Source organism: Ruegeria sp. B32, assembly GCF_025141855.1.
Lineage (GTDB): Bacteria > Pseudomonadota > Alphaproteobacteria > Rhodobacterales > Rhodobacteraceae > Ruegeria > Ruegeria arenilitoris.
Genome location: NZ_CP081106.1, coordinates 396,601 through 418,550, shown reverse-complemented (window position 1 = coordinate 418,550; position 21,950 = coordinate 396,601). Strand labels below are relative to the sequence as shown.

General features: G+C 62.0%; 18 protein-coding genes. 11 read left to right on the top strand and 7 right to left on the bottom strand.

The genetic code is table 11. From position 1 onward, the window contains the following. Positions 1–220: 220 nt before the first annotated feature. From K3752_RS02300 to speB, 10 genes are all read left to right on the top strand, one after another. The gene (locus K3752_RS02300) at positions 221–1,492 is read left to right on the top strand and encodes an imelysin family protein (protein WP_260064682.1); all 1,272 of its coding nucleotides are present in this window, start codon (positions 221–223) and stop codon (positions 1,490–1,492) included. A 116-nt stretch (positions 1,493–1,608) separates the two neighbouring features. Next, positions 1,609–1,902, top strand: coding sequence for a bacterioferritin-associated ferredoxin (locus tag K3752_RS02295; protein ID WP_170365157.1), 294 nt, complete (start codon positions 1,609–1,611; stop codon positions 1,900–1,902). Beyond that, the gene (bfr, locus tag K3752_RS02290) at positions 1,850–2,335 is read left to right on the top strand and encodes a bacterioferritin (RefSeq protein ID WP_260064678.1); all 486 of its coding nucleotides are present in this window, start codon (positions 1,850–1,852) and stop codon (positions 2,333–2,335) included. Before K3752_RS02295 ends, bfr begins: the two co-directional genes overlap by 53 nt. Continuing rightward, positions 2,307–3,842, top strand: a complete 1,536-nt coding sequence (locus K3752_RS02285) for a di-heme oxidoredictase family protein (protein WP_409233608.1) — start codon at positions 2,307–2,309, stop codon at positions 3,840–3,842. Before bfr ends, K3752_RS02285 begins: the two co-directional genes overlap by 29 nt. A 3-nt stretch (positions 3,843–3,845) precedes the next feature. After that, positions 3,846–4,856, top strand: coding sequence for an imelysin family protein (locus tag K3752_RS02280; protein WP_260064674.1), 1,011 nt, complete (start codon positions 3,846–3,848; stop codon positions 4,854–4,856). 3 nt (positions 4,857–4,859) lie between these two features. Continuing rightward, the gene (locus K3752_RS02275; RefSeq protein WP_260064671.1) at positions 4,860–5,948 is read left to right on the top strand and encodes a DUF1513 domain-containing protein; all 1,089 of its coding nucleotides are present in this window, start codon (positions 4,860–4,862) and stop codon (positions 5,946–5,948) included. Positions 5,949–6,047: 99 nt separating this feature from the next. Beyond that, positions 6,048–7,937: a biosynthetic arginine decarboxylase gene (gene speA, locus K3752_RS02270; protein WP_260064669.1), complete on the top strand. Its 1,890-nt coding sequence runs from the start codon at positions 6,048–6,050 to the stop codon at positions 7,935–7,937. Positions 7,938–7,960: 23 nt separating this feature from the next. Then, positions 7,961–9,172: a saccharopine dehydrogenase family protein gene (locus tag K3752_RS02265; RefSeq protein ID WP_260064667.1), complete on the top strand. Its 1,212-nt coding sequence runs from the start codon at positions 7,961–7,963 to the stop codon at positions 9,170–9,172. 130 nt (positions 9,173–9,302) lie between these two features. Continuing rightward, positions 9,303–10,472 carry a carboxynorspermidine decarboxylase gene (nspC, locus tag K3752_RS02260; RefSeq protein WP_260064665.1) on the top strand — a complete coding sequence of 390 codons (1,170 nt, stop codon included), beginning with the start codon at positions 9,303–9,305 and terminating at the stop codon, positions 10,470–10,472. After that, positions 10,469–11,311, top strand: coding sequence for an agmatinase (speB, locus tag K3752_RS02255; protein ID WP_170340135.1), 843 nt, complete (start codon positions 10,469–10,471; stop codon positions 11,309–11,311). Before nspC ends, speB begins: the two co-directional genes overlap by 4 nt. Here the strand turns inward: speB and K3752_RS02250 are convergent. Further along, positions 11,308–11,898 carry an HD domain-containing protein gene (locus K3752_RS02250; RefSeq protein ID WP_170339515.1) on the bottom strand — a complete coding sequence of 197 codons (591 nt, stop codon included), beginning with the start codon at positions 11,896–11,898 and terminating at the stop codon, positions 11,308–11,310. The genes speB and K3752_RS02250 overlap by 4 nt on opposite strands. 104 nt (positions 11,899–12,002) lie before the next feature. Between K3752_RS02250 and K3752_RS02245 the strand changes: the two genes are divergently transcribed. Then, entirely contained in the window at positions 12,003–12,839 is an 837-nt protein-coding gene (locus tag K3752_RS02245) for a LysR family transcriptional regulator (RefSeq protein WP_260064660.1), read from the top strand. Between the two features lie 2 nt (positions 12,840–12,841). On the opposite strand, the gene lptF is transcribed toward K3752_RS02245, so the two are convergent. From lptF to K3752_RS02215, 6 genes are read right to left on the bottom strand one after another with little or no spacing between them, the layout of a single operon-like run. Then, positions 12,842–13,981 (bottom strand): LPS export ABC transporter permease LptF, encoded by a 1,140-nt coding sequence (gene lptF, locus K3752_RS02240; RefSeq protein WP_260064658.1) that lies wholly within the window; start codon positions 13,979–13,981, stop codon positions 12,842–12,844. Between the two features lie 51 nt (positions 13,982–14,032). Beyond that, on the bottom strand, positions 14,033–15,472 hold the full coding sequence (locus K3752_RS02235) for an NAD(P)/FAD-dependent oxidoreductase (protein ID WP_260064656.1): 1,440 nt from the start codon (positions 15,470–15,472) through the stop codon (positions 14,033–14,035). Between the two features lie 11 nt (positions 15,473–15,483). Next, complete coding sequence (locus tag K3752_RS02230; protein ID WP_260064654.1) at positions 15,484–16,791, bottom strand: radical SAM/SPASM domain-containing protein; 1,308 nt, start codon at positions 16,789–16,791, stop codon at positions 15,484–15,486. After that, positions 16,788–18,545, bottom strand: a complete 1,758-nt coding sequence (locus K3752_RS02225) for a ferritin-like protein (protein WP_260064652.1) — start codon at positions 18,543–18,545, stop codon at positions 16,788–16,790. The genes K3752_RS02230 and K3752_RS02225 overlap by 4 nt, the downstream gene beginning before the upstream one ends. Beyond that, positions 18,538–20,238 carry a hypothetical protein gene (locus tag K3752_RS02220; protein ID WP_260064650.1) on the bottom strand — a complete coding sequence of 567 codons (1,701 nt, stop codon included), beginning with the start codon at positions 20,236–20,238 and terminating at the stop codon, positions 18,538–18,540. The genes K3752_RS02225 and K3752_RS02220 overlap by 8 nt, the downstream gene beginning before the upstream one ends. A 44-nt stretch (positions 20,239–20,282) precedes the next feature. After that, positions 20,283–21,842 carry an FAD-binding oxidoreductase gene (locus tag K3752_RS02215; protein WP_260064648.1) on the bottom strand — a complete coding sequence of 520 codons (1,560 nt, stop codon included), beginning with the start codon at positions 21,840–21,842 and terminating at the stop codon, positions 20,283–20,285. Positions 21,843–21,950 lie beyond the last annotated feature (108 nt).

Below are 21,950 nucleotides of genomic sequence, written 5' to 3'. Positions count from 1 at the left end.
GGCGCGCAACCCCGTCTGACCCCGCTGGAAATGGCTAGGCAGATCCAGAGAACCCATCCAGCCAAACCGTATTTGGCCGAAACAACGGCGTGTTTCACAATTAATTCCCGACTCAAAGACTCGGGTTGACATAACTTACAATTTCACTCAGTTAATATTCATCTCAGCACCCGCACCGGGTGCTCTTGCCCATTCATTTCGACAGGAAGGCCTGAACTTCATGACCCGCGTATTTTCTACGACCAGCCTGGCAGCCTTGCTGATGGCAACAGCCGCGGCCGCCGGCGACGCCCCCGCCAAGGTCGACATTCTGGACACCTATGCTGACATTGCCGAAGCAAAATATGACGACAGCCTGCGTGCTGCCCGCAAGTTGCAGGCCGCCGTTGCCGCGCTGGTTGACCAGCCTTCTGCTGAAAATCTGACCGCCGCACGCCAGGCCTGGGTTGCGGCGCGTGTTCCGTATCAACAAACCGAGGTCTATCGCTTCGGCAATCCCATCGTCGACGAATGGGAAGGCAAGGTGAATGCGTGGCCTCTGGACGAGGGTCTGATCGACTATGTGGATGCGGCTTATGGCGGCGTGACGGACGAAAACGAGCTTGCAGTTCTGAACGTGATTGCCTCGCCTAGCTTTGAGCTGTCTGGCCAGCCGGTCGACGCCACCGAGATCACGCCCGAGCTGCTGTCTGAGACCCTGCACGAGGCCGACGGGATCGAGGCCAATGTGGCAACGGGTTATCACGCCATCGAGTTCCTGCTGTGGGGCCAGGATCTGAACGGTCACGGCGAGGGCGCCGGCAACCGTCCGTGGACCGACTATGCGCAGGACGAGTCCTGCACCGGCGGCAACTGCGATCGCCGGGCCCAGTATCTGGTGGCGGCGACCGACCTGCTGGTCTCGGATCTGGAGTGGATGGCCGCGCAATGGCAGGACGACGGTGCCGCGCGGGCGGCCCTGACCGACGACGCCGACTCGGGCATCAGTGCAATTCTGACGGGCATGGGATCCCTGTCCTATGGCGAACAGGCCGGTGAGCGCATGCGCCTTGGACTGATGCTGAACGACCCGGAAGAAGAGCATGACTGTTTCTCGGACAACACGCACAACAGCCACTACTATGACGGGTTGGGGATTCAGAACGTCTATCTGGGTCGGTATGTCCGGATTGACGGCACTCCGGTTTCGGGTCCGTCCCTGTCGGATTTGGTTGCGGCCTCGGACCCGGCTCTGGACACCGAGATGAAGACAAAGCTGGCCAACACAATGTACGCGCTAGGCCAGATCAAAACCGCAGCCGAGGCCGGATTAGCCTACGATCAGATGCTCGAGCGCGGGAACGTCGGTGGCGAAACGCTGATCATGGGCGGTGTCGAAGGTCTGATCGATCAGACCAAGACGATCGAACGTATCGTGTCCGTGCTGGGCTTGGGCAATGTCGCATTCGAAGGGTCCGACAGCCTCGACAACCCCGACGCCGTTTTCCACTGATGAACCAAAGCAGCCGGGCGCAGCGACCGCTTGCGCCCGACCCTGCGACAAGCTGTGTCTGGACCCGAAGCAAATACCCTACTATTTGACTAGGAATTACGAAAGGCCGAGTCGCCATGATCGTCTGCCACTGCACCAACATCACGGATCACGAGATCCGCGCGGCAATCGACTGGATGCGCGCGGCAGATCCTCAAACCATCATCACGCCGGGCAAGATTTACCATGCTTTGGGAAAATCGGCGGATTGTGGCGGGTGTATGCCGCTGTTTCTGGACACGATGCGCGCAACCGATAACCTCGAAGTACCCATGCAACTCCGCGCCCTGCGCGTGGATGATACACAGGAGAGTGCAGATGAAGGGCGACCCCAAAGTCATCGAATACTTAAACAAGTCCCTGCGGCATGAATTGACCGCAGTCAGCCAGTACTGGCTGCATTACCGCCTGCAGGAGGACTGGGGCCTGGGCCACATGGCCAAGAAAAGCCGCGAGGAAAGCATCGAAGAGATGCAGCACGCGGACAAGCTGATCGAGCGGATCATCTTCCTCGGCGGCCACCCCAACCTGCAAAAGCTCGACCCGCTGCGCATCGGCCAGACGCCCAAGGAAACCCTGGATTGCGACCTGGCGGCCGAGATCGACGCCCGGGCCCTGTACAAGGAAGCGCGCGAATACTGCCAACAGGCCGGCGACTTCGTGTCGATGGCGCTGTTCGAACAACTGATGGCCGATGAAGAAGGCCATATCGATTTCCTCGAAACCCAGCTCGATCTGTACGAAAGACTCGGCGAAGCAAATTATGCGCAACTCAATGCATCGAAAATGGACGAGGCCGAATAAGACGGGCCTCTTCGTGGTGGCCGTTTTTGCGGCCACCCCTTCCCTGTCTCAGGATCTGCGGGACAGTCATTTGAACCCCCTCCCCCGAACCGACGCTGAACGGGCACGGATCGCCACAGTCACCGCAGCGCCGTCGGATTTCACGCAGCCCCAGCGCTATGAGGACCTGCCGGCAGGCGCCGCGACGGTGCGCGCCCGGACCGATGCGGATGCGTTCTCGCAACCCTCGGCCAACCTGAGCTTTGAGCAGGAGCTGGATTTCAAGGTCGGCAACGGGCTGTTCAAGAAGGTCTGGGTGTCGTCTCCGTCCTCGACTCTGGCCTCGGATGGGCTAGGGCCGCTGTTCAACGCCCGGTCGTGCCAACGCTGTCACATCAAGGACGGGCGTGGCCACACCCCGGCCGGACCCGAAGACAACGCCATTTCGATGTTCCTGCGCGTTTCCATCCCCGGAATGCCCGCGGACGCGCCGGAAGAGATCGCGGGGTATCTCGCCACCCTGCCCGAACCCACCTATGGCGGCCAGATGCAGGATTTCGCCCTTCCCGGCCACAAGGCCGAATACCGGCTGGACATCACCTACGAAGAAATCCCGGTGGAACTGTCCGACGGCGAAGCCGTGTCGCTGCGCAAGCCCACCTACAGAGCGGCCGATCTGGGCTATGGGCCGTTGCACCCGGACGCGATGCTCAGCCCACGCGTGGCGCCGCAGATGATCGGTCTGGGCCTGCTCGAGGCGATCCCGGCCGAGGACATCCTGGCCAAGGCCGACCCGGAAGATGCCAATGGAGACGGGATCTCGGGGCGGCCCAACATCGTGTGGTCGACGGAATTCGGCGAACCCATGCTGGGCCGGTTCGGGCTGAAGGCGGGCATGCCGACGATCATGGAGCAGTCGGCCGCGGCCTTCGCCGGCGATATCGGCATTTCCAGCCCGCTCTACCCCGCGCCATTTGGCGACTGCACCCCGGCCCAGGCCGATTGCCAGACCGCCCCGCATGGTGACGGCGACGAACGCGGCTTCGAGATCGACCAGCAGGGCATGGATCTGGTGGCCTTCTACAGCCGCAACCTGGGCGTTCCCGCCCGCCGCGATGTGGATGACCCGCAAGTTCTGCGCGGGAAAGAGGTTTTCCACACCATTGGCTGCGCGTCCTGTCACACGCCTGCTTTCGTCACCCACCGTCTGCCCGACCGGCCCGAGCACAGTTTCCAGCTGATCTGGCCCTACACGGACCTGCTGCTGCACGACATGGGCGAGGGACTGGCCGACAACCGCCCCGAGGCCCGCGCCACGGGCCGCGAATGGCGTACCGCGCCACTGTGGGGCATCGGCCTGACCGAACGGGTCTCGGGGCATACCCAGTTCCTGCATGATGGCCGGGCGCGCTCGCTTCTCGAAGCGGTCCTGTGGCACGGCGGCGAGGCCCAGGCCGCGCGCGATGCAGTCGTTTCCATGCCCAAACCCGACCGCGATGCGTTGATCCGGTTCCTGGAGAGTCTCTGACCCATGCGCCTGATTGCCGTGATCCTTTCCGCATTGATCCCGCTCTGCGCGGTGGCACAAAGCCGCGATGCGATCCTGACCGACGTGACCCAGGCCCATATCCTGCCGCGTTTCGAGCAACTTGTCGAAATGACCGCCACGCTGGATGCTGCCGCACGAGCCGACTGCGCGCCGGGGTCCGCCGATCTGCGCGCGGCCTATCACGCCGCCTTTGACGCCTGGATATCCGCAAGCCACCTGCGGTTCGGTCCGACCGAGGTCGGAGATCGTGCCTTTGCCCTGGCCTTCTGGCCCGACAGCAAAGGGTTCACGCCAAAGGCGCTGTCGGCGATGATCGCGGCCGAAGACCCGGCCATTGCCGACCCCGATGCCTTTGCCGAAACCTCGATCGCGGGGCGCGGCTTCCTCGCGCTCGAGAGGATGCTGTACGACCCGGCCTTTGCCGATCAGGGCGATGCGGCCTATCGCTGCGGGTTGATCCGCGCCATCGCCGCCGACATCCATCGCACGGCCGGGGCCATCGACCGGGACTGGCACGGCTATGCCCGCATCATGACCCAACCCGGGCCGGACAGCCCCTATCGGTCCTCCGACGAAGCCCTGCAGGAGCTCTACAGGGCCCTGACCACCGGGCTCGAGTTTACGGCCGATACGCGCCTGGGCCGCCCGATGGGCAGTTTCGACCGCCCCCGCCCCAACCGGGCCGAGGCCCGCCGGTCGCTGCGGTCGCTGCGGCATGTGGAATTGTCGCTGACAGCGCTGCGCGATCTGGCGGCGCGGTTGGCGGCCGACCACCCACAGATTGCCGCCGCGCTGGACGACGCCTTTGCCCGCAGCATCGCCCGGGCGCAGGCGCTGGACGATCCCGCACTGGCCGGCGTGGCCGAGCCCCAGGGGCGGCTGCGGATCGAGGCGCTGCAGCAGTCGATCAACGACATCCGCAGCTTGGCCACCGCGCAGTTGGGTCCGACCCTGGGCATAAGCGCCGGGTTCAATTCATTGGACGGAGATTGACCGATGACCAGCCGCCGAGGGTTCCTGGCCGGTTTGGCAGCGGCCACTCTTGCCCCCCTGCCGAGCTGGGCTGAGGTCGGTTCGCCCGATTTCCTGTCGGCTGCGCTGTTCGACGACGGGTCGTACCGCTTGGTCGGGTTGACCAGTTCGGGGGATGTGCGGTTCTCGATCCCCCTGCCCGGCCGCGGGCACGCCGCCGCCGCCCATCCCCATCTGGCGCGGGCCGTTGCATTCGCGCGCCGTCCGGGGCGGTTTGCGCTGGTGATCGATTGCGCGACCGGGGACCAACTGGCCCGGCTCGACGCGCCGGACGGGCGTCATTTCTATGGTCACGGCGCGTTTTCGCCCGACGGCCGCCGGTTGTTCACCACCGAGAACGACTATGAGGCAGGCACCGGGGTCATCGGCGTCTGGGACGCGACCAAGGGCTATGCCCGGATGGGCGAGTTTGCTTCGGCGGGGGTCGGCCCCCATGACGTGGTGTTGATGCCCGACGGCAAATCGCTGGCCATCGCCAACGGCGGCATCGAAACCCATCCGGAGACAGGGCGCACCAAGCTGAACCTACCGACCATGTGCCCGAACCTGACCTATGTCAGCCTCGACGGATCGGTTCTGGAACAGGTCGAGCTGCCCGCGGCGCTGCACAAAAACTCGATCCGGCACCTGGCCGTTCGCTCGGATGGCCTGCTGGCCTTTGCGATGCAGTGGCAGGGCAACCTGTCCCACAAGCCGGCCCTGCTGGGGCTGCATCGGCGGGGTGGCCGTTACCACCTTCTGTCCGCGCCGGATGACATTCAGGCGACGCTGGCCGGCTATGCAGGCAGTGTCGCCTTTTCCGCCGAGGGACGGCAGGTCGCCATCACTTGCCCACGCGGCAACGCGCTGCACGTCTTTGATGCCGAGGCCGCCCGTTTTGACCGCGCCCATTCGCTGACCGACGTGTGCGGGTTGGGCCCCGGGCCATCCGGCTTTGTCTTTACCACGGGGCATGGCGATGTGGGGCATCTGACCGGGCCAAACCCGGCGATATCGCCCCGTCCGTGGATCCGTTGGGACAACCATCTGGTTCCCATTCGCCCTGCGATCTGAATTGGGCTAACCTCCGATACAGATTACACTTGGAAGAATCGAACGGCTGCCGTATTGGCGGGCGAAATTTCCACGCCTGCAACGCAAGGACTGACTTGATTGAAACAGACGCCCGTCGCACCGCATTCCATCTACGGAGTTGAAAAATGGGGCAAGGGTCTCATCGAGGTGACGGAGGACGGCGAGATCGGTCTGCGCAATCCCATGGCGCCCGATGCGGCGGCCATCAGCCTGCCCGGCATTCTGCACGACCTTGATCAGCGCGGGATCAAGGCACCGATGATCCTGCGCATCAGCTCGTATCTGGAACGCGAGATCGCGCATATCAACGAAGGCTTCCGTGATGCGATTGCGCGTACCGGCTACAAGGGGTCCTATCGCGGCGTGTTCCCGATCAAGGTGAACCAGCAGGCGCAAGTCGTCGACCGAATCGTCGAGTTCGGCAAGCAATACAATTACGGGCTCGAGGCCGGTTCGAAGCCCGAACTGGTGATCGCCCTGGCTCACCGTCTGGCCCCCGAGGCGCTGATCGTGTGCAACGGCGTCAAGGACGCGGAGTTCATCGAGCTGGCCATCCTCAGCCGCAAGATCGGGTTCAACACGGTCATCGTTCTGGAAAGCCCGAAAGAGGCCGACACGGTCATCGAGGTTTACGAACGCCTCGGCATCGAGCCGCTGCTTGGCGTGCGGGTGAAACTGACCAACCAGATCAGCGGCAAATGGCAAGAAAGCTCGGGGGATCGGTCGACCTTTGGCATGAACACCGATCAACTGGTCGCGGTCGTCGACAAGCTGCGCGATGCGGGCCTGCTGCATTGCCTGAAGCTGCAGCATTCGCATCTGGGCAGCCAGGTGCCCGACGTGAACGACGTGCGCCGCGCCGTGGGCGAGGCTTGCCGTTACTACACCGAACTGACCCGCGAGGGCGTGCCGCTGACGCACTTGGATCTGGGCGGCGGCATGGGCGTCGATTACACGGGCGAGAAGAAGGCGACCGAAAACTCGATCAACTACACGGTCGAGGAATACTGCGCCAATGTGGTGGAAACCGTGGCCTATGCCATGGACGAGGCCGAAGTGGACCACCCCACGCTGGTGACCGAAAGCGGCCGCGCGGTGGTGGCGACCTCGTCGATGCTGGTGTTCAACGTGCTGGAAAGCACGCTCTATGACGCACCCAACGGCCCCGAGGTGGAACCCGACGACCACCACATGGTGTCCGATCTGGCGGCGGTGAACGGGTACCTCAGCCACGACCGGCTGCAGGAATGCTGGAACGACGCCACCTTCTATCGCAACGAGTTGCGCGCCCTGTTCCGCCGCGGTTACGTGGACCTGCGTCAGATGGCCCGGGCCGAGCGCATCTACCTGTCGCTGATGGCGCGGATCAAGGCGCTGGCGGCCTCGGACGAGGTCGAAACCGATGTGGACGACCAGTTGGAAAAGCTGGCGGACATCTATCACTGCAACTTCTCGCTGTTCCAGTCGCTGCCCGATGTCTGGGCGATCGACCAGCTGCACCCGATCGTGCCGCTGCAGATGCTGGACCAGGCCCCCGACCGCCGCGCGGTACTGTCCGACATCACCTGCGACAGCGACGGCAAGATCGACCGGTTCATTCTGGCCGACGGTGTCTCGCCCAGCCTGCCCGTGCATTCCCTGCCCGAAGATCGCGACTATTACATGGGCGTGTTCTTCGTCGGCGCCTATCAGGAAACCCTAGGCGACCTGCACAACCTGTTCGGCGACACCAACGTGGTCACCATCGACCTGCGCGCCGATGGCGGGTTCGACCTGCTGCATGAACAGGAGGGTGACACGATCAGCGAAGTCCTGTCCTATGTCGAGTTCGACCCAAGCGACTGCATCGCTGCCTTCCGCAAGATGGTCGACGAGGCGATCTCGACCGGCACGCTCAAGGCGAATGAACGCAAAACCCTGATGACTGCCTATCGCGACAGCATCAACGGCTATACCTACTACGAATAACCCCGGCGAAAGGAGAATTTCCCATGGGCAAGACACTGGTTGTTGGCGCGGGTGGCGTCAGCCACGCCGCCGTGCACAAGATGGCGATGAATTCCGACATCTTCACCGAGATCACGCTGGCCAGCCGCACCAAGGCGAAATGCGATGCCATCGCCAAATCGGTCAAGGAGCGCACCGGCGTCGACATCAAGACCGCCGAGCTTGACGCCTACAAGGTCGCCGACACCGTCAAGCTGATCAAGGACACCGGGGCCGAGCTGCTGGTGAACCTTGCCCTGCCCTATCAGGACCTTGTGCTGATGGATGCCTGCCTCGAGGCCGGGTGCCACTATCTCGACACCGCCAACTACGAGCCCGAGGACGAGGCCAAGTTCGAATACCACTGGCAATGGGCCTATCAGGACAAGTTCAAGCAGGCCGGCCTGACCGCGATCCTCGGCTCGGGCTTCGATCCCGGCGTGACCAGCGTCTTCGCCAAGTGGCTCAAGAAACACAAGCTGGACACGATCCGCCAGATCGACGTTCTGGACGCCAATGGCGGCCAGAACGAGCAGGAATTCGCCACCAACTTCAACCCCGAGATCAACCTGCGCGAAGTGCTGGCCGACGCCCGCCACTGGGAAGGCGGCGAATGGAAAGTGACGCCGGCCATGACCCACAAGGTCGAGTTCGACTTCCCCGGCATCGGCCCCAAGAACATGTACCTGATGTATCACGAGGAACTGGAGTCGCTGTCGACCCACTTCCCCGAGATCGAACGCGCCCGCTTCTGGATGACCTTCGGCGATGCCTACATCACCCATGCCAAGGTGCTGCAGAATGTCGGCATGACCCGGATCGACCCGGTGGTGCACAACGGGGTCGAGATCATTCCGATCCAGTTCCTGAAGACCCTGCTGCCCGATCCCGGCGATCTGGGCGCCGAAACCAAGGGCAAGGCCTGCATCGGCGACATCGCCACCGGCCAGGCCAAGGACGGCTCGGGCGAAAAGACCTACTACATCTACAACATCTGCGACCACGAGGAATGCTACCGCGAGGTCGGCAGCCAGGCCGTCAGCTACACCACCGGCGTCCCCGCCATGATCGGCGCGGCGCAAGTGCTGAAGGGCAACTGGCGCGAGCCGGGCGTTCGGAACATGGAGCAGCTCGACCCGGATGATTTCATGGACATGCTGAACAAGCATGGCCTGCCTTGGCAGGTCCACGAACTCGACGGCCCTGTCGAGTTCTGAACCCTCGGGGCGGTCCGCGCGACCGCCCTGCTTCATCTGGCCCAAAATATCCCGGGGGGTCGCCATTGGTCCGAGCGACAATGGCGACAAGTCGCACCCCGGGCTTATCCACCAATCGGAGACGCCGGACATGACCCAACTGATGCAGACACAGGCCGGAGACGCCGGTGCCTTCCGCACCTTCGACCTCAATCGCGTTCCTACGCCTTGCTTCGTCGTCGACGAAAAGGCAGTGGAGCGAAACCTTGCGGTTCTGGCCGATATCGGCGAGCGGTCCGGCGCACATATTCTGTCCGCGCTCAAGGCCTTCTCCATGTTCGCTCTGGCCCCGCTGGTGCGCCAGTATATCGGCGGCACCTGCGCCAGCGGCATCTACGAGGCCCGGCTGGGCCGCGAGGAATATGGCGGCGAGGTCGCGACCTTCTGCGCGGGCTACAAGGAAACCGACATCGACGAAATCCTAGCGCTCTCAGATCACATCATCTTCAACAGCCCCGGGCAGAAAGACCGTTTTCGTGCCAAGGCACAAGCTGAGGGGCGGCAAGTCGGGCTACGGATCAACCCCGAGCATTCCGAAGGCGAGGTCGCGAAATACGACCCCTGCGCCCCGTGCTCGCGCCTCGGCACCCCGGTCAGCCAACTAGACGCCAAGGCGCTGGAGGGCGTGGATGGCCTGCACATGCACACGCTCTGCGAACAGGGGTTCGAGCCGCTGGCGCGCACATGGGCGGCGGTCGAACCGAAGCTCGCGCCATTCCTGAACAGCCTGAAATGGCTGAATTTCGGCGGCGGCCACCACATCACCCGCAACGACTATGACCGCGACGGGCTGGTGGAGTTCATCAAACACATCCGCACCAAATACGGCGTCGAGGTCTATCTGGAACCCGGCGAAGCCGTGGCACTGGACGCGGGCATCCTGGTGGGTGAAATCCTCGACCTGCCGCACAACGGCGTGGACCTGGCAATCACCGACATCTCGGCCACCTGCCACATGCCCGACGTGATCGAGGCCCCCTATCGCCCCGCCCTGATGGACGAAGCCGAAACCGGCCACACCTATCGCCTGGGCGGCCCCTCGTGCCTGGCGGGAGACGTGATCGGCGACTACATTTGGGCCGAGCCGCTGCGGATCGGGCAGCGCTTCGCCTTTCTCGATCAGGCGCATTACTCGATGGTCAAGACCAACACGTTCAACGGCGTGCCCCTGCCCACCATCGCCCTGTGGAACAGCGAAACCGATGACCTGAAGATCATCAAGAAATTCGGCTACGACGACTTCAAAGAGAGGCTTTCATGAGCATTTTCCTCGACAGCGAACTGACCGAGGCCGAACGCAGCGAAGACGCCCGGTTCCGTGTCATCCCGGTGCCGTTGGAACGGACGGTCTCCTACGGTTCGGGTACTGCAGGCGGCCCCGCCGCGATCATCGCAGCCAGCAATGAACTCGAACGCATTACTGGACATTCCGAACCCTGTGTCGATGGCATCTTCACCGAACCTTCGCTGGATTGCACCGGCCCGCTGCCGGACGTCATGGAGCGTCTGGCCCAGCGCACCGAGGCCGCGATCCGCGCCGGCACGGTGCCGGTCACGCTGGGCGGTGAACACTCGCTGAGCTATGGCGCGGTGATGGGCGTGGCCCGCGCATTGGGTCAGCCCCTCGGCATCGTGCAGATCGACGCCCATGCCGATCTGCGCAACGCCTATCAGGGCGAGAAACACAGCCACGCCTCGGTCATGCATCTGCTGGCCGAGGAAGGCGTCCGTCTGGCGCAATTCGGCGTACGCGCCTTCTCGACCGAAGAAGCCAAAAGCCGTCTGAGGAACCGTGTCTTCCATGTGGATGCCGAAGAGCTGGTCACCGGCAACATTCATGCCGTCGACCTGCCCGAGGACTTTCCCGAACTGGTCTATGTCAGCTTTGACGTCGACGGGCTGGACCCGTCATTGATGCCCGCAACCGGCACGCCGGTTCCGGGCGGGCTGGGATACTATCAGGCGCTGCATCTGGTCGAACACGCCTTGAAAGGCCGCCGCTGCGTGGGCTTCGACGTGGTCGAACTGGCCCCGGACGGCAACGCGGCGTGGGATTTCACCACGGCACAGATCGTCTATCGCCTGATGGCCTCCTGCTAGTCCTCGGCGGTTTCGTTGAGTTCCATGTGCCCCTCGCCCTTGTTCAACACGCGGCGCAGCATGGGCTCGAAGAACTCCAGCGGCCTGGTCGGATAGTCCGGGTCGAACGCCTTTTGATCGTATTCGTGGCAGAAATAGCGGCAGTCCTCCCAATAGGGGCTGTCGCGGTATTTGTCCCGCGCGTTGCGGTCTCCACCCAGATGGTGGTTGTAGTAATAGCCCTGGAACACGCAGTGATGTTTCAGGATCCAATGGGTGCGTTCGCTGACATAGGGCTTCATCATCGCCGCTGACAGCTCACCGTGGTTGTAGGGTGACAGGATGTCCCCGGTGTCATGGATCAGGGCAGCAACGACCAGTTCTTCATCCGCGCCATCCTCGTAGGCCCGCGTCGCGGCCTGCAGGCTGTGCTGATACCGGTTGACCGGATAGGGCGTCCATTCCTCGTCCAAGGACCGGATCGCATCCAGAATTCGGTCGGGCAAAGCCGCGTTATAGGCCTCTTCATATTCCATGACGGCGTCCCAATCGGCCTTGGTGGCCTCTTCGAAACTGGTCCAGGTGGGTTTGTGGCTTTTGTCCAGCATGGCGGGTCCTTTGTCTGCGGGTCACAGCCAGACTAGCCGCGACCAGCCAATAGAAAAAATAAATTGATTTTATCACGGCGATCAAAAAATAGTTTCACATGCAGATGCGTGAACTCGAAACGTTTTTATGCGTGGCGGAAACCGGTGGGTTCCATGCTGCGGCCCGACGGATGAACGTGACACAGACGGCTGTCAGTGCACGGATCCGCCAGCTTGAGGCCGCTACGGGCAAAGCCCTGTTTTCACGTGGTGCCGGCGGTACCAGCCTCACCGACTTCGGGGCACAGTTCAAACCCTATGCCGAACAGATGCTGTCGCTTTGGTCCTTCGCCTCGCAGGACCTGCCGGCCCAAAGTCAAGGTCGTGTGGCCCTTCGCCTGGGCGCTCAGCTCAGCATCTGGGACCCGCTTCTGGTCGATCTGGCCGTCCGGTTCGAGCAGAGTTTTGGCAAACTTCTGTTGACGCTCAACTATGACCACACGCTGAACATGGCCGAGGCCGTTGCTTCGCACGTTCTGGACGTGGCGTTGACACATGAGAGGCCATCGCGGTCCGGGATTTCGTGCCAGGAATTGCCGCCCGAGCACTTGATCCTTGTCGAGACGCCCCATCTGGCTGAGTCCGGTACCGATCCTGTTTTCATCAATCTCGAACTTGGTGAAGGCTATCAGGAGCATGTACGCGGTCTTGCCCGGCTGTCTGCTGGGCAAACCGTGTTTCTGGGCAATTGCATGATGGCACTGCGCTATATCCTGCAACGCGGCGGGCGCGGTTTTTTCCCGCACAGCGTTATCGCCCCGCACCTTGAGAATGGCGCGCTGCGCATGGTCGAGGAAGCCGCACCGCTAATTCTACCGGTCCACTTGGTCTCGCGCGCAGAGGACGACCACCAAAAATTGTTGGGTGAATTACACCAGTGCCTGTCAGAGCTGCGGGACTGACCTCAGGCCGGGGATGGCGCGGGTGCGGCAGTTCTCACCCGCCGGCGAATGATCGGTCTTCCGGCGAAAGCGAGGAACACGGCCGATATTGCGAACCCGACAACGGCCGGACCATAGAGCAGCGGCCATAGCTTCGCATCCTTGATCACCACCGGAGATACGAACCCACGCACGCCTTCCAACAAGACAAGAATCGTGAATGCCGCGAATATCTGAGGCCAAAGGCCGAACCGGGAAAAACTGCCCAGCATCAGAGTCGAATACCCCACCAGCGCCACGGTGATGCAGATCGCGATCCAGGAAAACCGCTGGTGCAGCTCTTCCACCAATTCCCCCAACGGGTAGCCATCCGCCGCAGCGACGGCGTCAAGATCGCCCAACAACTCGATCGTCGGAATCGCCTCAAGACTGCGGCGTCCATTGTCGGTGTTTCGGGACAGCTCCGAAATGTCGTATGATGCATCGTCGAAAAGGGTCGACGACAGGGTCTTGCCTTCCTTGTTCAACCGCAGTGCAACCCCATCCACCATCACCAGATGGACGCCGGATCCGTTGTTCACCAGATAGGCGGACGTGCTGGAGTATGTGGCGGGGTTTTCCTGATCGCGACGGTCGGACACGAACACCTCGTGCAATGTGCCATCCAGATCAATCCGACCGATATAGACGGTCACGCCCCGAGCCGGGTGCATGAACTCCCCCTCGTTGAGCAACTGCGCGGTGATGTCACCTGCCACCTCGGCCTGGCGCAATTCCAGCTGTTCCACGGATGCGGGACGCAGAATGACGCTGACGATCGCCATCATCAGCCCCGCTACCAGACCAAACAGCAACACCGCCCGGCCCAGCCGCCATGGGCTGGCCCCGGTGGCCAGCATCACGGTCAGTTCGCTTTCCCGGCTCAGCCGGTTGGTGGCATAGACTGCGGCGGCAAAGACCGCCATCGGCATGACCGTTCGGACAAGTGTTGGCAGGGTCAGCGCCGTGAACTCCAGAAAAACCATAGCCGACTGGCCGCCACTGATGACGTGTTCGAACAGGCTGACCGAGCGGGTGATCCAGAACACGCCCACCAGAACAAGCGTGAAAAAGCCGAAAAGAACCAATAGCTGCCGCAGGAAATACCCATCAAAGCGCGACATGTGACCTCTTTCGGCTGTTTTATCCTGGCGGGACATTAGGCCATTCGCCAGTCAAGGGGAACCGCGATTGCGCCCCAACTCACCGGCCGGCACAAGGATTTTGGTGTGCCACAGCCACCGCAGGACCTGTGCCGCCGAGGTGGGTCCGATGCGGCTCGACCATCGCTGCAGTATATCGGGCACAGAGAGTGGGTCGCGCAGATCGGATATCAACGGCGCCAGTTCGGCCCCTGCCAGCGAGTGGACCGCGCGCGGCAGATTGGGGTGGGTCAGAATCTCTGACCTCAGAACATACGCGTCGCCTTGCACACCGCCCTGTACCAGCTTCGCCTCCGGCGACCGGCGAAGCACCTCGCCGGTGGACAGCTCGGCATTCTGCAGGTCCGCAGGCGGGCGGCGAAGCCAGTCCAGCGGCTGTGCGCGCTGGCTCCAGAACGGCCCAGAGGTGACCTCGTGGTGACGTGCATAGAATGCCGCCGCCAATTCGGCGTGGGTTTCGACGCGTTCGCGCTGTCGTTCCGAATAGAATCCCAGCGCGATGTTGGTGTCGCCGGGCCGGGTCAGAATCGTGTTTGCAACCACTGCGGCCTGCATGGCCTGCGCCATAGCCAGATGCACCCCTTGCGATGACAGCGCATCGACCGAGAAACTCGCTTCGCCCACACGCAGCAGATCATCGGCGGGCGGGGTCAATTCACATTGGCTGCTGGCATCACACCGGCGCACCGGGCCCATTCGCGCCTGCTCCAGACAGCCGGCCAGAAGAGTCGATCGTGCCAGAAGGTTCAGATACAGATCACGCCGGGCTGCCGGCGACAAACCAGTGCAATCCGACGGGTCGACAAAAACGCAAGCGTTGACCGTACCATCCGGCTGTGCTGCGCCCCAATACCAATGGGCATCACCAGCCTCCACGCGGGCCTGCGTGCCAAAACCCGGAGGGGCTTGCCAGTAGGCATAGAGCGCCGTCAATGGCGCTGAGGCCGGGCGGAACCTCCGACCAAGTCCCGCATGCTTGCCCGCCGCATCCACCAAAAGGTCGGCGCGCAGCCGGCCTTTTCCCTGCGCAGTCAGGAGCGGTACCTCCCAACCGGCGCCGGTGCGCCGTGGTCGATAGGCGCGTGCGGGTTGCAACACACGAACACCCGACTGGCGTGCAGCGTCCAGCAGGATGGCATCGAACCGGCTGCGATCCACCAGAAGGCCCGGATCGTCAACTTGCTCACCCCGCCTTTCAAACGCACCGCCCCACATAAGGACGGAACCCGACGATTGCAGGAATCCCGCAGCTTTCATAGCATCGCCCACACCCAGAAACCGCAGAATGGGCCAGATGGAGGCAGGCAGTGACTCTCCGATGTGTTGGCGTGGGAAGATGGCGCGTTCCAGCAGACAGACCCGTCGCCCCAGCTGTGCCAGCCGCATCGCTGTCACGGCCCCGGCCGGGCCACCGCCGATCACGCAGATCTCGGCTTCAATCTCGGCCGCCATCCGCTGCGCCCTCAGGCCGAACGGCGGGCAGCGTCGCCGAAGAAATCCGGGCGGGCAGCCGACAGTCTGACATAGGCCTGCAGGCAATAATCCAGCCAGCCGCGGATATAATCACATGCCGGGCGGCCACGATGAATGACCTCGTGATGGCAACCGCCACCGCACATGTACCGTGCCCAACAGGTGTTGCACGGCGATTGGTTGTGCACGTGGCGCTCGGCCAGCCAGGCTTCTCGCCGCGCATCCGGGCCGTCATGGACATTGCCCATCGCGGCCAAGTCATCCTCGACGAAGCGGTGGCAGGCGAACAGATCGCCATCCGCCGAAACCCCGAAATATCCGCCACCGGCTCCGCAAGCGTAGGGCCGGTGCGTGCCACGGTGGATCTCGTGCATTGCGGCGGCCATGTTCGAGAAGGGGAAGCGGCGGCCCTGCAGCACTGCGTCTTCGAAAACGCGTCCGCAGCGGATCATCTGCGAAAGCATTTCGGCCATGTCCTTGCTGCTCATTTCTTCGCGCCCGGTTGGCGAAGCCAGCATGGGTGAGAACCCGACCGAGTGGAAACCCAAGCCTATGAAATGGTTCAGGGTCTCAGGCAGCTCGAGGTTGCGCGGTGTCACGGTGACCCGAGCGCCCACCTGCATGCGATGCTGTTTGTCCAGCAACGGCTGCACCTTGCGCAGAATGGTGTCGTAGCTGCCGCGCCCACCCTGGTTGGGGCGCAACCGGTCATGTGCCTTGCCAACGCCATCCAGACTGATGGTGACGGCAAAGGCGTGGTCTTCGAAAAACTCAGCGTCTTCCGGGCGCAACAACGTGCCATTCGTCGTGATCGAAAATCCCACATCCACTTTGTTGCGTTGCGCTTGTTCAGCAGTATAAATCGTCGTTTTTCGGATCAGGTCGCGATTGATCAACGGCTCGCCTCCCAGGAAGGCCAGATTGATCCGGGTGCCGGGTTCCGAGTCCTTGATCAGCCGATCGACCGAGGCTTTCGCGACCTCCCATTCCATACTGCGGGCAGGACCACCAAAGCTGCCCTGCGAGGCATAGCAATAGGTGCATGCCAAGTTGCATTTCTGCGCGACCGCCAGCGACAAAGACCTGACCGGCATGCGGCGCGGCGGCGCGTCGTCAATGAACGGCACACCATCAAGGCCCATCTGCGACAGAAACTCTCGCTGTCCTTCGGCGGCCATACCGGCGAAGTGATCCGCCGTTCCGTCGGGCACGTCGAACACGCGCGAGCCATCTACGGCCAGCATATGCTCGCCCAAGGTCGTTTCGAAAAAATGCACCTCGGCAGATGGGTCGATCATGTCTCGACCTCGGGCCAGAACGGGATACCAATACCCTTTTCCGCCAAGACTTCACCGGCGACCCGGAAGCTTTTCATCGTGTCGCGCACCTGCTGGATATACTCCTGCGCTTCGGTGAATCGGTTCTGAGCCTCGTTTTGATAGGCCTGTTCCAGCCCATCAGTGATGCGGCGGAACAGATCCAGTGCCTCTTGCGCCTGCGTTTCCGAGCCCATTTGGATCGGGCGCAGATAGGCAGGTGTGCCGCGGCCCGTTTGGTATTTGGCCAGAACGTCCTTCATCTGGCGGAACCGCAGAAAATGCTCGTCGCCGTCGGTGTCGATCCGCACGGCCAAAGCATACAGGCGCCGATCGGTGAACGCCTTGTGTTCCAGTGTCGCCACGCACTGCGCATAAGCGCGGTCGATGAAGCCGTCGGGGCGTTCGATCTCGATGAAGTCGTCGATGGCCTCAGGCGTCAAAGGGCGCAACGACCGTGGGATGATCCGCTTGGGTCCGATGGGCAGGGCAAGCGCGGGCGTTAGCACCGGTTCGTAATCCTTGCCCTGCAACGACCACAGCAACTGGTTTGCCCAGCGCATATGGGTCATCTCGCCGATCGCAACTTCCAGCAGGGCGCGCCGCGCAAAGATCAAATCATCCTTCAGCGTTGGCCAGCGCTCGCAATCGGCGGTTTCGGGATCGGCCAGCGAAAAATAGGCATAGAGGTATTGCAGGCTGAGCGTCATCTCCATCGGCGCCAGACGGGTCTGCAGGTCTTTGACCATCGCCGCTACGCTTTCATACGGTTCGACACCGGGCAGGTCCGTGTCGGCCTCGTAGACTTCGCCGGTCTCGCGTCCCTCGACGACGATCGGCAGGTCGCTCCACATCTGGTTGACCTCGTAGTGGTCGATCTGGAACGGGCGGTTCTGTTCGACGGTATTCAACGCCGCCACATTGCCCGAGGGCGATTTGTCCGAACGCAGCCAATCCAGATAGGTTTCGGCCACAACCGGATCGTCTGGCGCACCAGTCGGCAGGCGGGTGTCATGCGGTACTTCGGCAGTGACCACATCCGGGTGGTTGGATGGCCAGTAGTGGCAGCCGCAATCCCGAAAGTCATGCGACCAGGGATTGCACAGGCTTTGGGTCAGCTCTCCGGGGTCGTAGGCCGTATCGATCACGCCGGCTTCGGTACGGTACTGCCGGCGGTATCCGTGCAGGACGACCGGCGGTGCGTCGACGACACCGTCGTGATTGCGCCGCTCCAGTGCGATGGTCACCGGATGGTCGTCGCCGCATTCAAGGCTGCGGATGAACCTCCAGACCAGCATGCCGTCGTAGGGTTTGCCCTTGTCGTCGCGGAACGAGATACGTCGACCGCCTTGTTCGACCCAGGCCAGAAACCACCGGCCACTGGACAGTTCGGCGCCGATGTCACCACGATAGGCGTCCAGCAAATCCTGCACCCAAGGTGTCGAACTCTCATCGGGCAACATCGGGTCATAGAAATAATCGACATAGACCAGATGGAACCCTTGCGTGTTTTCGGGTGCTTCCGGAACCGGGTTCAGCGGGACACGCACGGCATTGAAAACCAATCCCGGAAAGAACCTGCGATCGAGGTCGCGCACGTCCATTTCCAGCCCCGGGAAACAATTTCCGACCGACCCGTCCAGCCGGGTGTTGTCAGGGTTTCCGGGCACCTTGTAGGCCGCACGGGCCGTCAGGTTGCGGGGTTTGATGCGGATCGGCGCTGGTTTGTCAGACATCCCGAGGCTCTCCTATCGGTTCAGTTTCGGGCGCGGGCGGGTGCGCCTCGAGGTAATCGATGAAAGACATCACCATGTGGTACTGCCGCCGTGACAGCGAGAGCGGAAAATAGTTGGAATCCCGCATGTAGGGCGGCATGCGGGCGTCGTGCATCATGTCGCGTACGATCCGCGGGTCGCGGAAGGCGGGATCGGGTGTCTGGTCAGGGTTCGGGTCCTCTTCGAACTGGGCCAGAACGCCAAAGGGCGGGCGCATCAATCGCCGCACGAAATCAGGTCTGCGGCGCAGAAAGTCCAAAAGGTTTTCCTCATCGATCAACTGCTCGTGCACAAACTTGGTGGCGACCGTATAGGGCAGCTGTTCATTCGGGACCGAGTTCGAGAAAACCGACACCGGCTGTGGGCGGATCAACTCGTCGATCTTGTCGGGAGGCACCGCGTCCTTTTCCGTCATCGATGCCGCATCGGTGGACGGCAGGCCCGGTGTGGGTGCGATATTGGTCTGCGCCTGAAGAGAGGCATTGTCCTTAAGGCCTTGTGCCCGGATGTCATCCAGATTGATCAGGCTGTTGGTCTCGAACGCCCTTCGGAAGATGTCGACCACTTCGGTTTTTGCATCAAGGTAGTTTTCGGCGGTGACCGAGATCAACGACATGTCGCGATCCGCCAGATCGTCTTCGAGACTGTAGAAAGGCCGGCAATCCGGTGCGAAATCCGGCGGTCCGGTGAAGATGCGCGCCCGGGCGACCAAACGCTGACCTCGAACAGCCAGCGTGGCTTCGATCGTTCCATCACACGTGTCGTCAACCACCCCCCAGGACTGATCGTTGCCGACCCTGGCACCATCATAACTGTCATGCGGTTCGGGATCATCAGACAACCCCGACATCATGATCCATTTCGACCAGGGCGTGTCCGGGTTCAGGATGCGGTTCTGCGCCGGCACGATCTCATGAATCCGGCCATATTCCGATTTGGGCGGGTCATTCTTGTATCCCGGCACAGCAAGGGTAGCAGGACCGAAGGCGGCATCGGGCGGGCCGTATACCTCGCCCTTGGGCGGAGTGAACCGCAAACGCAGAAGACTGCGCTCCACCATCTCGCCGGGCACCGGCTCGTCCGTCCCGTGGACCGGGCGGACAACCCGCACCGAGCCCAGCGGGATCGGGTTGTGTTCATAGACCAGCGGTTGCTGTTCCGACGTGTGCGGACTGAAGGCCAGCAAGGGTTTAGGAGTAAAATCCTCGGCCGCGATCTCGACCCGGGCGCGAAACCCGCAGGCTGCATCTCCGGTGCGGCGGGCGGCTTTCTGATTGCCTACAGCGACCGTGTAGCGGATGTTCTTCAGCGACAGCCCCTGCCCTTCAAGAAGGTTCAGAGTCACAGGAGTTTCATAGGCCTCGCCGGTTTCAGCATCGAACATCCGCGCCCACAGTTCAAAGAACGGCGCGACCGGGCGCAGGGCGCCGGTTCCTTCATCCCGAAATCGGATCTTCCGCGGGTCCGGCAGGTAGGCCGAGACGCTCCCATCCTCGTTTTCCCGCAAAGTCACGTTCGAGCGTATGACCGTCTTGTTGTTGCCATGCGCGTCCAGATCCTGCTGCCATTCGTAGCTTTCCAGCGGGGTCTCGCCCGGGCCAAGCCTGGCAACGGCCATCGGCGGCAGAAAGAAGATTTCCTGTATCGTGTCCATGCCGGGCGCTCTCCAGTTTGGCCATGCCGGTCCGCAACCCGTTTTCAGGGGTACGAATAGCTTTGATAGGTAATCGTCGGGTCCGAGAAGAACGGAGTCGACTTGTCCCGAATGATGTCCGGCGGAGCGTCGTCCGGAACCGGAGAAATACTCTGCTGGTAGTGAAAGAAGTTCTGTGGGTCGAATTTCCGCTTCACGAACAGAAGTGAGTTGAAGTTGTCGCCCCAATAGAGCCAACGATAGTTCAACTGAGTGCGCCGCGGATAATTCTGATAACAGCGATCGATGAAGAAGCCCTCGTCCGTCATCATCTGCATGAACCCATCCAGCCATGGGACCACGACGTCTTTCTCATCCTCGGACAACCAGAACACGTCAACGTAGAAATTCATCGACACGTCGCGGTGAATGAAGGCGTTTCCCTGTTTGCCAACCGGCATTCGGTTGATCGCCCCGCCATACGGCTCGATCGCCACGGCCCCGTAGGCGTTTGGCGTGCTGTCCAGATAATCGACGACCCTTTGCCATTCATCTTGCGACAACTGGCGGGCGATGTACCCGCCCTGCTTGTCTTCGCGGGCTTGATCCGGGACCACCGGGATGTCGTATTTCTCGTCATACAGCCAGGAATTGATCTGCTGGTAGGTCCCTGTCTTGCTGTTTTCCATGTGGCCGCCAATGGGTTCGTCCAACAGCGGCTGAATGACCCGGCGCCCTTCGTCTTCGGGCCCGTGATATAGGGCCGAGACCAAGAGAACCTTCTGGTCTCCTTGATAAGCCAGAAAGATGTAGGCCCCAAATTTGTCCGAGAGACCGTCCTTCATGTAGTTGGCCTGCAGAAACTCCAAAGCCTTGGCAGCCCTGTCCAGCGGCCATTTGATATGAACGCCCCAAACTTCGTACAGGTTGTGCAGCTTGAACCGGATTTCCAGAAGCACCCCTAAGTTGTTGCCGGTGCCTCCCCGGATCGCCCAGAAAAGATCGGCGTTGGTCGTGTCATCCGCGATTACGATACTGCCATCCCACAGCATCACCGTCACGCCCAGGACATTGTCGCAGGCCATTCCGAACAGGCGCGACGTGAACCCGTATCCTCCGCCCATCATGAATCCGGCCACGCAGACATCCTGACACGCGCCACCCGGCACATGCAGATGATAGGAATCCAGCACCGAGTTCAGGACCTTGAACGAGGTGCCGGGGCCGACATAGGCCATCGGGGTATCTGGATCGACCGTCACGTAACACATCCTGCTGGTATCCAGCACCATCGCATTGTTGACCGAGTACCCCGCCGTGCTGTGCCGGCCCGATCGGCTGACCACCCACAGATCATGGGCCCGCGCGAAGGCCAGACTGGCCCGCACGTCCTGAATGGTTTCGCAATAGACAATGATTTCAGGGTAGTCCTGAAAGGCCGGGTTCCAAAGCTGACGATCCGTGTTGTAGTTCGGATCCGTCGGCAAAACGACCGATCCAACCAGGCCTTTTTCAAACTCCCGGATCTGTTCGGGCGTGATCGGATGATAGCGCTGCAGGGACAGGTCCGTTCGGCTGGAGGCGACGCGATCCTTGGCCAGAATGGTCTTGCTTATCTTGCGCATGATGGACGCTCCCTTGGCATAACATGCAGAACGCGCAGGGAAAAAACACTGCGCGCACGTATTACGGTCTTTCCATCAACCCATTTCTGCCCGTCCCAAGCTGGCAGA